Source organism: Micromonospora sp. LZ34, assembly GCF_052981855.1.
Genome location: NZ_JBRIQN010000019.1, coordinates 104,731 through 118,312, shown reverse-complemented (window position 1 = coordinate 118,312; position 13,582 = coordinate 104,731). Strand labels below are relative to the sequence as shown.

Annotated in this window: 15 protein-coding genes; 4 read left to right on the top strand and 11 right to left on the bottom strand. The window is 71.9% G+C overall.

The window, feature by feature from the left end; translation table 11 throughout:
* Window positions 1-45: 45 nt before the first annotated feature.
* The 5 genes from ACVCAH_RS20955 to ACVCAH_RS20935 all read right to left on the bottom strand — a co-directional run bounded on the left by ACVCAH_RS20955 (window position 46) and on the right by ACVCAH_RS20935 (window position 6,309).
* Window positions 46-1,710, bottom strand: a complete 1,665-nt coding sequence (locus tag ACVCAH_RS20955; RefSeq protein WP_447137881.1) for a glycoside hydrolase family 13 protein — start codon at window positions 1,708-1,710, stop codon at window positions 46-48.
* 68 nt (window positions 1,711-1,778) lie between these two features.
* Window positions 1,779-2,819 carry a LacI family DNA-binding transcriptional regulator gene (locus ACVCAH_RS20950; RefSeq protein ID WP_447137856.1) on the bottom strand — a complete coding sequence of 347 codons (1,041 nt, stop codon included), beginning with the start codon at window positions 2,817-2,819 and terminating at the stop codon, window positions 1,779-1,781.
* 63 nt (window positions 2,820-2,882) lie between these two features.
* The gene (locus tag ACVCAH_RS20945; RefSeq protein ID WP_447137855.1) at window positions 2,883-3,851 is read right to left on the bottom strand and encodes a carbohydrate ABC transporter permease; all 969 of its coding nucleotides are present in this window, start codon (window positions 3,849-3,851) and stop codon (window positions 2,883-2,885) included.
* A gap of 1 nt (window position 3,852) precedes the next feature.
* Complete coding sequence (locus ACVCAH_RS20940) at window positions 3,853-4,899, bottom strand: carbohydrate ABC transporter permease (protein WP_447137854.1); 1,047 nt, start codon at window positions 4,897-4,899, stop codon at window positions 3,853-3,855.
* Window positions 4,900-4,965: 66 nt separating this feature from the next.
* Window positions 4,966-6,309, bottom strand: coding sequence for an ABC transporter substrate-binding protein (locus ACVCAH_RS20935; protein ID WP_447137853.1), 1,344 nt, complete (start codon window positions 6,307-6,309; stop codon window positions 4,966-4,968).
* A gap of 250 nt (window positions 6,310-6,559) precedes the next feature.
* On the opposite strand from ACVCAH_RS20935, the gene ACVCAH_RS20930 reads away from it, so the two are divergent.
* Window positions 6,560-7,333, top strand: coding sequence for a peptidoglycan DD-metalloendopeptidase family protein (locus ACVCAH_RS20930; protein WP_447137852.1), 774 nt, complete (start codon window positions 6,560-6,562; stop codon window positions 7,331-7,333).
* A gap of 37 nt (window positions 7,334-7,370) precedes the next feature.
* Here the strand turns inward: ACVCAH_RS20930 and ACVCAH_RS20925 are convergent, their stop codons facing one another.
* The 5 genes from ACVCAH_RS20925 to ACVCAH_RS20905 all read right to left on the bottom strand — a co-directional run bounded on the left by ACVCAH_RS20925 (window position 7,371) and on the right by ACVCAH_RS20905 (window position 10,012).
* On the bottom strand, window positions 7,371-7,853 hold the full coding sequence (locus ACVCAH_RS20925; protein WP_447137880.1) for a TspO/MBR family protein: 483 nt from the start codon (window positions 7,851-7,853) through the stop codon (window positions 7,371-7,373).
* A 160-nt stretch (window positions 7,854-8,013) separates the two neighbouring features.
* A complete protein-coding gene (locus tag ACVCAH_RS20920; RefSeq protein ID WP_007464364.1) occupies window positions 8,014-8,157 on the bottom strand; it encodes a GPGG-motif small membrane protein in 144 nt (47 codons plus the stop codon).
* A complete protein-coding gene (locus tag ACVCAH_RS20915) occupies window positions 8,148-8,924 on the bottom strand; it encodes a metallophosphoesterase family protein (protein ID WP_447137851.1) in 777 nt (258 codons plus the stop codon). The genes ACVCAH_RS20920 and ACVCAH_RS20915 overlap by 10 nt, the downstream gene beginning before the upstream one ends.
* A 9-nt stretch (window positions 8,925-8,933) precedes the next feature.
* Window positions 8,934-9,143 (bottom strand): hypothetical protein, encoded by a 210-nt coding sequence (locus ACVCAH_RS20910; RefSeq protein WP_447137879.1) that lies wholly within the window; start codon window positions 9,141-9,143, stop codon window positions 8,934-8,936.
* Window positions 9,144-9,199: 56 nt separating this feature from the next.
* Window positions 9,200-10,012, bottom strand: coding sequence for a nucleotidyltransferase family protein (locus ACVCAH_RS20905; protein ID WP_447137850.1), 813 nt, complete (start codon window positions 10,010-10,012; stop codon window positions 9,200-9,202).
* Between ACVCAH_RS20905 and ACVCAH_RS20900 the strand changes: the two genes are divergently transcribed.
* Complete coding sequence (locus ACVCAH_RS20900; RefSeq protein ID WP_447137849.1) at window positions 9,948-10,685, top strand: dTMP kinase; 738 nt, start codon at window positions 9,948-9,950, stop codon at window positions 10,683-10,685. The genes ACVCAH_RS20905 and ACVCAH_RS20900 overlap by 65 nt on opposite strands.
* Here the strand turns inward: ACVCAH_RS20900 and ACVCAH_RS20895 are convergent.
* A complete protein-coding gene (locus ACVCAH_RS20895; RefSeq protein ID WP_447137848.1) occupies window positions 10,670-11,353 on the bottom strand; it encodes an SDR family NAD(P)-dependent oxidoreductase in 684 nt (227 codons plus the stop codon). The two genes, ACVCAH_RS20900 and ACVCAH_RS20895, sit on opposite strands and share 16 nt — an antisense overlap.
* A 207-nt stretch (window positions 11,354-11,560) precedes the next feature.
* Between ACVCAH_RS20895 and ACVCAH_RS20890 the strand changes: the two genes are divergently transcribed.
* Together ACVCAH_RS20890 and murQ are read left to right on the top strand one after the other, a co-directional pair.
* Window positions 11,561-12,475 (top strand): MurR/RpiR family transcriptional regulator, encoded by a 915-nt coding sequence (locus ACVCAH_RS20890; protein ID WP_088992263.1) that lies wholly within the window; start codon window positions 11,561-11,563, stop codon window positions 12,473-12,475.
* On the top strand, window positions 12,472-13,422 hold the full coding sequence (gene murQ, locus ACVCAH_RS20885; protein WP_447137847.1) for an N-acetylmuramic acid 6-phosphate etherase: 951 nt from the start codon (window positions 12,472-12,474) through the stop codon (window positions 13,420-13,422). Before ACVCAH_RS20890 ends, murQ begins: the two co-directional genes overlap by 4 nt.
* The last annotated feature ends 160 nt before the right edge of the window (window positions 13,423-13,582 follow it).

Below are 13,582 nucleotides of genomic sequence, written 5' to 3'. Positions count from 1 at the left end.
GGCTCTGCGGCGCATCTACGGGCCGCAGAGCCGTCCCGCTCGGCCTCAGGCGCGGACCCAGACCGTGACGTCGGTGGGTACCGCGCCGTCCTCGGTCAGCGGGGCGCTGGACAGCACCAGCTCGCCACCGGCCGGCACCGGCACCGGGGCGGCGCCGAAGTTGGTCAGCACGGTCAGCCCGGCGTTGCGGAAGGAGAGCACCTCGTCGCCGGAGGCGAGCCAGGCCAGCGTGCCACGGCCCAGGCCGTGCTCGTGGCGCAGCTTGAGCGCGGACCGGTACAGCTCGTAGGTGGAGCCGGCGACGCCGCGCTGGCGGTCCAGCGCGTACTCGGCCCACATCGGCGGCTGCGGCAGCCAACTGGCGTCGGTCGGCCCGAAGCCGTACGACGGAGCGTCGGCCTCCCACGGGACCGGCACCCGGCAGCCGTCCCGGCCGCGCTGGGTGTGCCCGCTGCGCACCCAGGTGGGGTCCTGCCGGGCCTCGTCCGGCATCGTGGTGTGCTCCGGCAGCCCCAGCTCCTCGCCCTGGTACAGGTAGGCGGAGCCGGGCAGGGCGAGCATCAGCAGGGTGGCCGCCCGGGCCCGGCGCAGGCCGAGCGCGGCGTCCGGCTGCGGGTCGCCGATGCCGATGCCGTTCGGCCGGGGCGTGCCGACCGGCAGGCCGAGCCGGGAGGCGTGCCGCACCACGTCGTGGTTGGAGAGCACCCAGGTGGTCGGGGCGCCGACCGCGTCGGTGGCCTCCAGCGAGCGGGTGATCACCGCGTACTGGGCCGGCGCGGTCCAGGACGCCAGCAGGTACTCGAAGTTGAACGCCTGGTGCATCTCGTCCGGCCGGACGTAGCGGGCCAGCCGCTCGGCCGGCTCGACCCAGGCCTCGGCGACCAGGACCCGCTCCCCGGGGTAGCCGTCCAGCACCCGGCGCCAGTCCCGGTAGACCTCGTGCACGCCGTCCTGGTCCCACATCGGCGGCCGCGGCTTCTCCACCTCGTTGCCGGAGAGGATCTCCTGCGGCTCCTGCCAGTCCGCCAGGTCGGCCTGCTTGATCAGGCCGTGCGCAACGTCCACCCGGAAGCCGTCCACCCCGCGGTCCAGCCAGAACCGCAGCACGTCCTGGAACTCGGCCCGGACCTCGGGGTTGTCCCAGTTCAGGTCCGGCTGCCCGGCGTCGAACAGGTGCAGGTACCACTGGCCGGGGCGGCCGTCGGACTCGGTGATCCGGGTCCAGGCCGGCCCGCCGAAGACGCTCTGCCAGTCGTTCGGCGGCCGGTCGCCGTCCGGCCCGAGGCCGTCCCGGAAGACGTACCGGTTGCGCTCGGGGCTGCCCGGCGCGGCGGCCAGTGCGGCCTGGAACCAGTGGTGCGCCGACGACGTGTGGTTGGGCACCAGGTCGACGATCACCCACAGCCCGCGGTCGTGCGCTTCGGCGATCAGCTTGTCGGCGTCGGCGAGCGTGCCGAAGAGCGGGTCCACGTCCCGGTAGTCGGCCACGTCGTACCCGGCGTCCGCCTGCGGCGACGGGTAGAACGGCGACAGCCAGACCGCGTCGACGCCCAGCTCGACGAGGTGGTCGAGGCGGGCGGTGATGCCCGGCAGGTCGCCGATGCCGTCGCCGTCGGAGTCGGCGAAGGAGCGCGGGTAGATCTGGTAGATGACGGCCTCGGTCCACCAGCCGGGGGCGGACACGTCCTGCTGCGTCGGGTTGCTGTTCAGGGCCTTCTCCTGTGCGTCGAGCCGGTCGTCGGGTGCGTGGTTGCCCGCCGGGGCGGGACGACTGTCGTTCAGTGTGCCCGGGGCGGCGCGGTCGACTCGCGGACGACCAGCCGAGTGGGCAGGATCACCGGCGAGCCGGGCGGGGCGTCGCCGTCCGGCGGGTCCACCGGCCGCCCGCCGAGCGGATCGAGCAGCAGCCGGGCGGCGAGCCGGGCCTGCTCCGCCGCGGGCTGCGCGATCGTGGTCAGCCCGAGCGCGCCGGCCAGGTCGTGGTCGTCGATGCCGATGACGCTGACGTCCTCCGGCACCCGCAGGCCGGCCTCGCGCAGCGCGGTCATGGCGCCCATCGCCATCTCGTCGCAGGCCGCGAAGATAGCCGTCGGCGGGTCGCCCCGGCGCAGCAGCTCCTCGGTGGCCCGGGTGCCGCCGTCGATGGTGAACTGCGACTCGATGTCCAGGCTCGGGTCCGGGCGCAGCCCCGCCGCACGCAGCGCCTCCCGGTAGCCGCGGCGCCGGTCCAGGTGGGTGGTGAAGGCGAGCTCGTCGTCGGGGTCGCCGGAGATGTGCGCGATCCGCCGGTGGCCGAGGTCGAGCAGATGCCGGGTGGCGGACCGCGCGGCGGCCACGTCGTCGATGCGTACGCACGGCCAGCCGGGCACGCCGGTGCCGGAGCTGACGATCACGCCGGGCAGGTCCAGCGCGCGGAGGGCGGTCAGCTCGGCCGGCCGCAGCGGGGTGGCGACCAGCATGATGGCGTCCACCCGCTTGTCCAGGTTGGCGGTGCGCAGCACCCGCTGGCGGATCTGCTCCCGTCCGCCGAGGTTGTAGAGCAGCAGGTCGTAGCCGGCCTGATGGAGGAAATCCTCGACCGTCTCGACGACGATGCCGAAGAACCACCGGGTGATCCGGGGGACCACCACGGCGACGGTGCCGGTCCGGCCGCCGGCCAGCCGGGAGGCGCTGGGGGAGACGGCGTACTCCAGCTGCTCGGCGGCGGCCAGCACCCGGCGGCGGGTCGCCGCCGAGACCGTCGGGAGGCCCCGGAGCGCCCGCGAGACGGTGGCCGTGGAGACCCCGGCCAGCCGGGCGACATCATCAATCTTCGTCACGGTTCCCCGCTCCCCACCCCACGCCCGCCGCCGCCGGTCGCCCGGCGGCGGCGGAGCCGCGGGTCAGCCCTTGACGCTGCCGGCGAGCAGGCCTCGCACGAAGTAGCGCTGCAGGGACAGGAACACCAGCAGCGGTACGACGATCGAGACGAACGCGCCGGCGGTCAACCGCTGCCACTCGTTGCCCCGGGTGCCGGCCAGCTCGGCCAGCCGGACGGTGAGCGGGGCGGTCTCGTTGCCACCCCCGGCGAAGATCAGCGCGACCAGCAGGTCGTTCCAGACCCAGAGGAACTGGAAGATGCCGAACGCGGCCAGCGCCGGGGTGATCAGCGGCAGCACGATGGTGCGGAAGATCTTCGGGTGACTGGCCCCGTCGACCCGGGCCGCCTCCATCAGGTCTCCGGGCAGCTGCGAGATGAAGTTGTGCAACAGGAAGACGGCGAACGGGAGTGCGAAGCAGGTGTGCGCGAACCACACCTGGGCGAACTTCTGTTCGTCGACCAGGTCCCAGGCCGGCATCAGGGTGACGCCGGCGACGGTGACCCCGGTGGAGAAGAACTTCAGCAGCGGCACCAGGGCCATCTGCAGGGGCACGATCTGCAACGCGAAGATCGCGATGTAGAGCCAGTCCCGCCCTCGGAAGTTGATCCACGCCAGCGCGTACGCGGCCAGGGCCGCGAAGGCGAGCGGGAAGAGCACCGACGGGATGGTGATCGCCAGCGAGTTGATGAAGTAGCTGGCGAGCTGCCCGGACGACGCCGACCGCCCGAACAGGACCTCCTGGTAGTTCTCCAGGGTGAACTGCGGGTTGGTGAAGGCGGTCCACCAGCCGGTGGTCTTGATCTCGTCCTCCGGCCGGAGCGAGGAGATGAAGAGGCCGAAGGTCGGGATGGTCCAGAGCACCGCGATGACGATCGAGACGAGGGTCGCGGTACGGCTGTTCAGCCGCTTGCGGACCCGGGCGGCGGTGCCGGGCGTACGGCCGTCGGTCTTCTGGGTGCCGGCGGCGACGGTGGGCGTTGCGGTCGTCATCTCAGCCCTCCCGCTGCTGACGGAGGTTGCGGATCTGGTAGATCACGATCGGGATGACCAGGATGAAGAGGAAGACCGCCAGCGCCGAGCCCTGCCCGTTCTGGCCGTACCGGAACGCCTGGTTGTACATCTCGTTGGCGATCACGCTGGTGTCGTAGTTGCCGTTGGTCGAGGTCCGGACGATGTCGAAGACCTTGAGCGTGGCGATGGACAGCGTCACCACCACCACGATCAGCGCCGGGCGGATGCTCGGCATGGTGATCCGCCAGAACATCTGCCACGCGCTGACCCCGTCGAGCCGGGCGGCCTCCACGATGTCCGCGGGGATCGCCTTGATCGCGGCGGAGAGCACCACCATGGCGAAGCCGGCCTGGATCCAGATCATGATGACGATCAGCAGCAGCGTGTTCAGCGGTGACTCGAGCAGCCACTGCTTGGGTTCGCCGCCGAGGCTGACCACGATCTGGTTGAGCAGGCCGATCTGGTCGCCCTCGCCGCGGTAGGCGTAGACGAACTTCCAGATGATGCTCGCGCCGACGAACGAGATGGCCATCGGCAGGAAGATCAGCGACTTGGCCACCGCCTCGAACCGGGCCTTGTCCACCAGCACGGCGTAGATCAGGCCGAACGCGGTCGCCACCAGCGGGACCAGGAGCACCCAGACCAGGGTGTTGATCAGGACCCGGACGATCGAGTCGTCGGAGAACATCCAGCCGTAGTTGCGCAGCCCCACCCAGTCGTTGCTGCCCGCGTCCATGAACGAGAGCAGCGTGGTGCGAATGGCCGGGACGACCAGCCCGACGGTGAGCAGCAACACCGTCGGCAGCAGGAAGAAGAGCGCGAAGACTCCCTCCCGTTGCCTCGGGCGGCGGGGGAGCGGGGCGCCGCTGGCGGAGGCGGCGACGAGCTGCGCCTCCCGGCGGCGGGCGAACCAGGCCGGCACCACGTCGAGAAGCAGGAGCAGACCGCCCACCACCGCGACGAAAGCGATCAGCCCGTACATCAGCATGAGGAACTTCGGCTGTTCCTCCGCGAAGTCGAACTCCATCGACCCTCCCAGGTCCGGATCCGCCGGTGGGCCGGCCCGCGTGCGCGGACCGGCCCACCGTTCAGATCACTTCCAGCTGCTCTCGATGCCCTGGAGCACCGACGCGGTGTCCTTGCCGTTGATCCACTCGACCATGCCCTTCCAGAACGTCCCCGCGCCGACCGCGGCCGGCATCAGGTCGGATCCGTCAAAGCGGAAGACGCCGGTCTTGTCCTGCAGGATCTGGACGGAGAGCTTGTCGATCGGGCTGGCGACGTTGGCGATGTCCAGCTTGTTGTTCGCCGTGACCCAGTTGCCGAGCTTGGCGCGGCTGTTGACGTACTCGCCGGAGGCGAGGTAGGTCTGCACCGCCTGGACCTCGGGGCGGTCGGCGTAGGCGACGACGAACTCGCCGGCACCCAGCACGGGCTTGCCCTTGGCCGGGTCGATGGCCGGGAAGTAGAACGCGAACGCGTCGCCGTCCTCGGCCACCTTGGTGTTGTCCGGGAACTGGTTGGCGTAGAACGACGCCTGCCGGTGCATGGCGCACTTGCCGGTGGTGATCGGCAGGCCGGCCTCACCGAAGGCGGTGGTGCCGATGCTCTTCACGCCGCCGAAGCCGCCGTTCATGTACTTCTCGTTCTTGAGGATGGTGCCGGCCTTGTCGACCGCCTCGACGACCCGCGGGTCGTTGAACGGGATGGCGTGGGTCGTCCACTGGTCGTAGACCTCGGGGCCCTGCGTACGCAGCAGCACGTCCTCGATCCAGTCGGTGGCCGGCCAGCCGGTGGCGTCACCGGACTCGATGCCGGCGCACCACGGCTTCATGCCGCTGGCGGCGATCTTGTCGCTCAGGGCGATGAGCTGATCCCAGGTGGTCGGAACCTCCCAGCCCTTCTCCTTGAACGTCTTGGGCGAGTACCAGACGAAGGACTTGACGTTGGCGCCGAGCGGCACGCCGTAGAGCGTCCCGTTCACGGTGCCGTACTTCAGCCAGTCGGCCGGCAGGTTCTGCTCGGCCATGGCCTTGGTGTCGGCCCCGAGACCCTTCAGCTTGCCCGCGTCGGCGAACCGCTTCACCAGACCCGGCTGAGGTACGAACGCCAGGTCGGGCGCGTTGCCACCGTCGACCCGGACCGGGAGCTGCGCCTCGAACTCGGCGTTGCCCTCGTAGTCGATCTCGATGCCGGTGCACTCGGTGAACTGCTCCCACGACCGCTCCAGCAGGTCGGCCTCCGCGTCCCGGATGGACGCGTAGATGGAGACCTTCTTGCCGTCGTGCCCCTCGTACTTCTCGTATGCGGCACACTCCGCGGAGCCCGCGTTGTCGCTCTTCTTGTCGTTACCGGTGCCGCAGGCCGTGGCGCTGAGCGCCAGCCCCAGTACGCCGGCGATAACGAAGGCCTGGCGTGGTCTGGCAAAGACCGCCATGCCGTCCTCCTTTCTTGCCGGCGCGGTCACGGGGGGTGACCTGACGCCGGTCCGATGGGCGTCCCCACATGTAAGCGCTTGCATCCGACCCGGTCCAGCCCCCACCGGACACGACCGAGTAACAATCCGGAAACCGACTCGTTTCGCGGTGGGCGCGCTCCCAGCCTGGATTCTCACCTCTTTCGATCGATGGCGATTTCTGTCACGCTGAGGGCAGGTGATCGAAGGATTTCAACATAGGAGGTGCTGGATGGGTAAGCGGTGGTTGAGCCTGATCGCGGCCGGCCTGCTCGCCGTGGGTGTCGTCTTGCCGGCGGCCCCGGCGATGGCCGCCCCGACGTTCAAGGTCCCCTTCCCCTGCGGGCAGACCTGGTCCGGGCAGACCCGGACCAACCACAGCCCGGCGTACGCGGTCGACTTCAACCGCACCGACGACCTCGGCGACCCGGTGGTGGCCAGCGCCCCCGGCACGGTCGACCGGGTCACCGACCTCGGTGGCACCAGCTACGGCAAGTACGTCCGGATCGACCACGGCGGCGGCTACACCACCTACTACGCCCACCTGAACGGCTTCAACGTCTCGGTCGGGCAGAGCGTCGGCTACGGCAAGGTGATCGGCTGGGTCGGCAGCACCGGCGGCTCGACCGGTCCGCACCTGCACTACGAGCAGCGGCTGAACGGCGGCGACATCCAGGTCCGGTTCAACGGGGCGCTCGCGCTCTACTGGGGTACCAAGAACTACACCAGTGACAACGGCTGCGGCGGCACGACCGGCTCCGGCACCGTCAACACCAGCGGCACGCCGCTCACCGTGCGCTCCGGCCCGGGCACCGGCTACGACGCGGTCGGCACCGTCGCCGACGGCGCCCGGGTGACGATCTACTGCCAGACCAGCGGCACCAGTGTCACCGGCACCTACGGCACCAGCACCATCTGGGACCGGATCGGCACCGGCCGCTTCATCTCCGACGCGTACGTCTACACCGGCCACGACGGGTACATCCCGAACGTGCCGCGCTGCTGAACCGGCGGCCGGGCCCCGCCTCCGTGGGGCCCGCCGCTCAGCTGTTCAGTCGCCAGATGGCGAGGTTGAGCGCGGCGGCGAAGGTGACCCACGCCCAGTACGGCAGCAGCAGCGCCGCGGCCGGCCGCCGGACCCGGTGGAAGAGCACGACGGTCACCCCGATCGCCAGCCAGAGCAGCACGATCTCGGCGAACGCCAGCCCGTACCGGCCGGCGCCGAAGAAGAGCGGGGTCCAGATCGCGTTCAGCACCAGCTGCACGGTCCAGGCGACGAGCGCCGCGCCGAAGCCGACCCGGCGCCAGACCAGCCAGCCGGCCAGCGCGATCAGCGCGTAGAGAAGACTCCAGACCGGCCCGAAGAGCCACGCGGGCGGGGCCCAGGCGGGCTGTTCGAGCCCGGCGTACTCCGCGCCGGCGCCCTGGACGCCCAACCCGCCGATCGCGGCCGCGACGAAGACCGCCGCGGCGAACCCGAGCAGGGCCCACCACTGCCGCGCGCCGTGTCGGGCGCGCTCCGACATCTCCACGGTCGAGATATCGCCGCCGGGCGAGGTGGGCAAACCTCCGGATCGGGCCGGAACGTAAGGCGCCGGGGTCGTCGCGTCCGGTGCTCCTGTCGGGAGGACGGAGCTCCGGCCGCGACGACCCCGGCGGGTCCGGGTGCGTACACCGACCGCGAGGTCAATTGAAGATGCTGACCCCGCCCGGGCCCACCAACAGCCCGACCACGATGAGGACGATGCCCCACAGGATCTGCCGGCGGAACAGTGCCAGGATGCCGGCGACCACGAGTACGACTGCGAGAATCCAGAGAATCAGCTCCATGACCGCTCCATACCCGAGGTTCCGATCCGGGAAACCTGGTGTTGATCGAGGTGGTCACCCAGGTGGAAGACGCTGTAGGCCTGCTTGATGACCGGGTGGGCGACGTTGCGCACGCGTACTCCGCCCGGGGTGGTGCCCCGCTCGCTGCCGTGGTGCGCGTGGCCGTGCAGGGCCAGCGCGGTGGGCGCCGAGTCGATCGCCTGCCCCAGCTGGTACGAGCCGAGGAACGGATAGATCTCCAGCGGCTCGCCGGCGAGCGTGTCCGGCACCGGCGAGTAGTGGGTGAGCGACACCAGCACGTCGCAGTCCAGGGACCGCAGCGCCTCGCCCAGCCGGTCGGCGCTGTCGATGGTGGTCCGTACGAACGCCTTCATCTCCGGCTCGCCGAAGTCGCTGGCGCAGCGGCCCGCGAAGCCGCCGCCGAAGCCCTTCACCCCGGCGATGCCGAGCCGGCCACCGGGGCACTCCAGCACCACGCCGGTGCCCTCCAGCACGGTGATCCCGACGTCCTCCAGCACCTTGACCACCTGCGGCACCTGGTCGCACTGGTGTTCGTGGTTGCCGAGCACGGTCACCACCGGCACGCCGAGTCCACCGAACTCCCGGGCCACGCAGCGCGCCTCGGACTCGGTGCCGTGCCGGGTCAGGTCACCGGCGAGCAGCAGCGCGTCGGCGTGCTCGGGCAGTTCCTCCAGGGCCGGCCGGAACCGGCCGACCACGTCCTCGTCCAGATGCACGTCGCCCACGGCGGCGATCCGGATCACCATCGAACCTCCTCAGGGCAGTTCCTCGATCTCCGTGGGCGCCTGCGCGCGGATCACCCCGATGTCGCTGGTGATCGGCACGTCGGGGAAACGCTCGGCCACCCGGCGCAGGATCTCCTCGCGCCGGTGCGCGCTCTCCACCTCGCCGTAGATCACGAGGGCGCGTTCCCGGCGGACCACGGTGATCCCCTGCTCGGCCACGTCCGGATCCTCGGTCAGCATCCGGTGGATCTCCGCCTCGACGTACTCGTCGGGTGGCCCGGCGCCGCGATGCACGGTCACGGTGTCCCCTTCCCCTCCGGGGTGCCGGAGTACGGCACCACGTCCAGCCGGTCGAGCAGCACCAGGAACGCCTCCGCGTACGGCGAGTGCTGCGTCTCCTTGCGTACCCGTTCCCAGTCGATCTGCTCCCGCAACGAGCGGGCCAGCGGCAGACCCCGGGCGAAGTCGCAGTAGTGCTGGGAGAAGCTGAGCAGTTTGTGCACCATCAACTGGGTGGCCGAGAGCACCGGCATGTGGATGGCGTCGACCGGCCGGACCACGGTGTCGGCGAACGTCTCCTCGGTCACCGGGGTCTCGATGGGCCGGTGGATCAGGTCCACCATCCGCCCGTCGTCGTAGACCTTCACCAGCCAGTCCTCCGGCGGGCGCTCGGCGGTGAAGCCGGCCGCCACCAGGGCCTCCAGGGCGCGGTCGACGTCGTCCCCGCGGATCAGGAAGTCGACGTCGTGCTCGCTGGAGTGGCCGCCGTGCGCGTACACCGCGAAGCTGCCGCCCAGGGCGAACGGGATCTCGGACTGCTTGAGCACGGCGGCGACCTTCTTCAGGGTGGTTACCAGGGTCTCGTCCCCGCGCTCGGCCATCTGGATCTCCCGTCGTCGTGAAGGTGGACAGGCGGTTGGGATCGAACTTCCGTACCCGGCATTCCGGTCGTCCACACCTGGCCGGGTCGCGGGTGGGTGCCAACCGGGCGCAGGAAGGACAAACCACCCGGTAGGCGAGCGCCCGTCGGATAGCCTCTGCAAGGTGGCCAGATCAACGTGGGGACGGCGCGGCAGGGCCCGATTGCGCGCCGTCGCGCTGATCGGCATCGACGGTTCGGGCAAGACCACCCAGGCGCACCGCCTCGCCGACGCGCTCACCACGTCGGGTCGCCCCGCCACCTACCACCGCAACGCCGGCGGCCGGCGCTGGCTGGGCCGGGTCGCACAGCGGCTCGGCCGGCCGGACGCCCAGCGGCTGGTCGGGCGGCGCGGCCTGCTCGTGGTGGAGTCCGCGCTGCGCTGGCTCGCCATTGCCGCCGCCCTGCTCAGCCGCCTGGTCACCGGCCGGGTCGCGGTGATGGACCGTTACTCCGTCTGCCAGTACGTGAGCATCCGGGCGCACGGCGGGCGCCGCTGGGAGCGGCTGGCCCGGCTCGGCTACCGGATCTTCCCGGCCCCGCAGGTCACCTTCCTGCTGGCCGTCGACCCGGCCGAGGCGTACCGGCGGATCGAGCGGCGCGGCACCGACCACGAGAGCATCGGCTACCTCGCCGCGGCCGACCACGCCTACCGGACCCTGCCCGAGTACCCGACGTTCGTGCTGGTCGACGCCGGCCGCTCGCCGGATGAGGTGTCCCGGCAGATCCAGGACCACCTGGCCGGCTGGCTGTCGGCGGCCGAACCGCGCCCCGACGGTCCGCCGCCCGCAGAGACCGGTGCGGCCCGGCCGCCGGGGCGGCTGCCGGCGCGGGTGTTCCGCAGCGCTCAGGCCCGGCCGTAGACCGGGATCGCGGCGCCGCTGGTCGGCGCCGACTCGTCGGAGGCCAGGAAACGGATCACCGGCGCGATCTGGGCCGGGTCGACCCAGCGGGAGTGGTCGGCGTCCGGCTGGGCCGCCCGGTTGGCCGGGGTGTCGATGACGCTGGGCAGCACGGTGTTGCAGCGCACCCCGGCGGACCGGTACTCCACCGCCACCGCGCCCGCGAAGGCGAGCACCGCCGCCTTGGCGGTGATGTAGCCGGCGGCCCCGGCGAACGGGGCGACCGCCGCCCGGGACGAGACGCAGACCACCGCGCTGCCCCCGGCCGCCACCAGGTGCGGCAGGGCCGCCCGGGTGACCAGGTGGGTGGGGCGGAGGTTGACGGCCAGCATCCGCTCGAACTCCTCGACCGGTGTCTCGTGCACCTTGCCGCCGCCGGCGTACCCGCCGACCAGGTTGACCACCGCGCGCAGTGGCGCCGCCGGGTCGCCGGCCGCGACCTCGACCGCGCGGTGCGCCCCGGCCGGGTCGGTCAGGTCCGCGACGACCCGGACCGGCCCGTCCGCCGCCGTCGCCGGACTCGTCCGCTGCGGTACGACCACCCGCCAGCCCGCCGCCACGAACGCGGCGGTGACCGCACCGCCGAGCCCACCCGTGCCTCCGGTCACCAGCACACTGCGATCCGCCATGCCGCCACGCTATCGGCGCGGCCGCCGGGCGTGGTGCCCGCCCGGCGACGACCGGCGGCCGTCCGGCAGTCGGTCCGAGCCGGTGGGCGGAGCCGCCCGTTGCTACGCAATGGCACGCTGTCAAGCGGAGCGCGCCGATTGGCGGTACTTTCGCCAACACGCGGAGTCATGGTTGACGCTCACGCCTCATGAAAGTAAGTTTCATCCGTGGCGAAGAGTCCGAAGATTTCTGCGAGTCACGAGCCGGGTGGACTGATCGTCCACATCAGCGGCCTGCTCCCGTCGCTGTCCCCGGCCGAGCAGCGGGTCGCCCGGCTGGTCGTCGCCGACCCGGCCGACGCCGCCCGGCGGACCATCACCGATCTCGCCACCGCCGCCGAGACGTCCGAGGCGACCGTGATCCGGTTCTGCCGGTCGGTCGGCATGGACGGCTACCCGCAGTTGCGGATCCGGCTGGCCGCCGAGGCCGCCCGCCGGGTCGAGCCGCCGGACGCCCGCGTGGTCGGCGGCGACATCCCGCCCGGCGCCGACCTCGCCCAGATCATCGCGACCATCGCGTTCAACGACGCCCGCGCCGTCGAGGAGACGGCCGAGCAACTCGACCCGGCGGTCTGCGAACAGGTGGTCGACGCCATCGTCAACGCCGGCCGGATCGACGTCTACGGCGCGGGCGCGAGCGGCTTCGTCGCCTCGGACTTCCAGCAGAAGCTGCACCGCATCGGCCGGACCGCCTTCTACTTCCCGGACGTGCACACGGCGCTGACCTCGGCCGCGCTGCTCGGCCGGGGCGACGTGGCGGTGGGCATCTCGCACACCGGCACCACCTCCGACGTGGTGGAGGTGTTGGAGCAGGCCCGGGCCCGGGGCGCGGCGACGGTGGCGCTGACCAACTTCCCGCGCTCGCCGATCACCGAGGTGGCCGACTTCGTGCTCACCACGGCGGCCCGCGAGACCACCTACCGGTCCGGCGCCATGGCCAGCCGGCTGGCCCAGCTCACCGTGGTCGACTGCCTTTTCGTCGGGGTGGCCGCGCGCAACCGCGCCCGGGCCAGGAAGGCGCTCGAGGCCACCGCCGAGGCGGTCCAGTCGCACCGGGTGGGCTCCGGCCGGAGGCGGGCATGACGGCGGTGGAGCCGGACGAGCAGGCGCCTTCGATGGCGGCCGGGCCGGTGATCCGGGTCGGCGCGCCCACCGAACGCCGCAACCCGCTCAGCGTGGACCTCGACCTGATGTCGACCCGCGAGGTGCTGTCGGTGATCAACGACGCGGACCGGCGGGTGCCGGGGGCGGTCGCCGCCGTCCTCGACCAGATCGCCGCGACGGTCGACCTCGCGGTGACCGCCCTGCGCGGCGGCCACCGGGTGCACTACTTCGGCGCCGGCACGTCGGGCCGGCTGGGCGTGCTCGACGTGGCGGAACTCGCCCCCACCTTCAACTCCCCACGGCACTGGTTCTGCGCCCACCTCGCCGGCGGGCCGGACGCCATGTGGCAGCCGGTGGAGAACGCCGAGGACGACGACCGGGCCGGCGCGGCGGAGGCGGCCGACTGCGTACGCGCCGGTGACGTGGTGGTCGGGCTGGCCGCCAGCGGGCGCACCCCGTACGTCCTCGGGGCGCTCGCCGCGTCCCGGGCCGCCGGGGCCGCGACAGTGCTGCTCTGCGCGAACCCGGAGGCGGAGGCCGCTCGGTCGGTCGACGTCTTCATCGGGGTGGACACCGGCCCCGAGGTGGTCACCGGGTCGACCCGGATGAAGGCGGGCACCGCGCAGAAGCTGGTGCTCAACACGTTCTCCACCGCCGTGATGGTGCGGTTGGGCCGGGTCTACTCGAACCTCATGATCGACATGGTGGCCACCAACGCCAAGTTGCGGGGCCGGATGATCTCGATCCTGATGGAGGCGACCGGGTGCGCGGAGGAGATCTGCCGCCGCGCGCTCGACGAGGCCGACGGTGACCTGAAGACCGCGCTGGTATCGCTCGTCTCCGGGGCGGAGGTGTCGGTCGCGCGGGCCGCCCTGGCCCGCTCCGCCGACCAGGTGCGCGGCGCGCTCGCCCTGCTCGCCTCCTGACCCACCCGGGCACGCGCCGCGCACCTTCGGTGGCCGGCGCGGTGGCCGCCCCGGACGCGCCGACTGGGCGCCTCCGGACGTGGCGTCCGACACGTCCCGAACCCGTCCGGTGCGGTGGGCATAACCGGAGGCCCCGGATTGTTCAACCTGCCGTGGGGTA

Bases quoted from the DNA above. Each gene is read 5' to 3' on its own strand.
- ACVCAH_RS20905 (WP_447137850.1), bottom strand. From the start codon at position 10,012: ATGCCGATCAGCGCGACGGCGCGCAATCGGGCCCTGCCGCGCCGTCCC.
- ACVCAH_RS20940 (WP_447137854.1), bottom strand. From the start codon at position 4,899: ATGGAGTTCGACTTCGCGGAGGAACAGCCGAAGTTCCTCATGCTGATG.
- ACVCAH_RS20945 (WP_447137855.1), bottom strand. From the start codon at position 3,851: ATGACGACCGCAACGCCCACCGTCGCCGCCGGCACCCAGAAGACCGAC.
- ACVCAH_RS20920 (WP_007464364.1), bottom strand. From the start codon at position 8,157: ATGGAGCTGATTCTCTGGATTCTCGCAGTCGTACTCGTGGTCGCCGGC.
- ACVCAH_RS20895 (WP_447137848.1), bottom strand. From the start codon at position 11,353: ATGGCGGATCGCAGTGTGCTGGTGACCGGAGGCACGGGTGGGCTCGGC.
- murQ (WP_447137847.1), top strand. From the start codon at position 12,472: ATGACGGCGGTGGAGCCGGACGAGCAGGCGCCTTCGATGGCGGCCGGG.
- ACVCAH_RS20930 (WP_447137852.1), top strand. From the start codon at position 6,560: ATGGGTAAGCGGTGGTTGAGCCTGATCGCGGCCGGCCTGCTCGCCGTG.
- ACVCAH_RS20935 (WP_447137853.1), bottom strand. From the start codon at position 6,309: ATGGCGGTCTTTGCCAGACCACGCCAGGCCTTCGTTATCGCCGGCGTA.
- ACVCAH_RS20910 (WP_447137879.1), bottom strand. From the start codon at position 9,143: ATGCTGACCGAGGATCCGGACGTGGCCGAGCAGGGGATCACCGTGGTC.
- ACVCAH_RS20915 (WP_447137851.1), bottom strand. From the start codon at position 8,924: ATGGTGATCCGGATCGCCGCCGTGGGCGACGTGCATCTGGACGAGGAC.
- ACVCAH_RS20925 (WP_447137880.1), bottom strand. From the start codon at position 7,853: ATGTCGGAGCGCGCCCGACACGGCGCGCGGCAGTGGTGGGCCCTGCTC.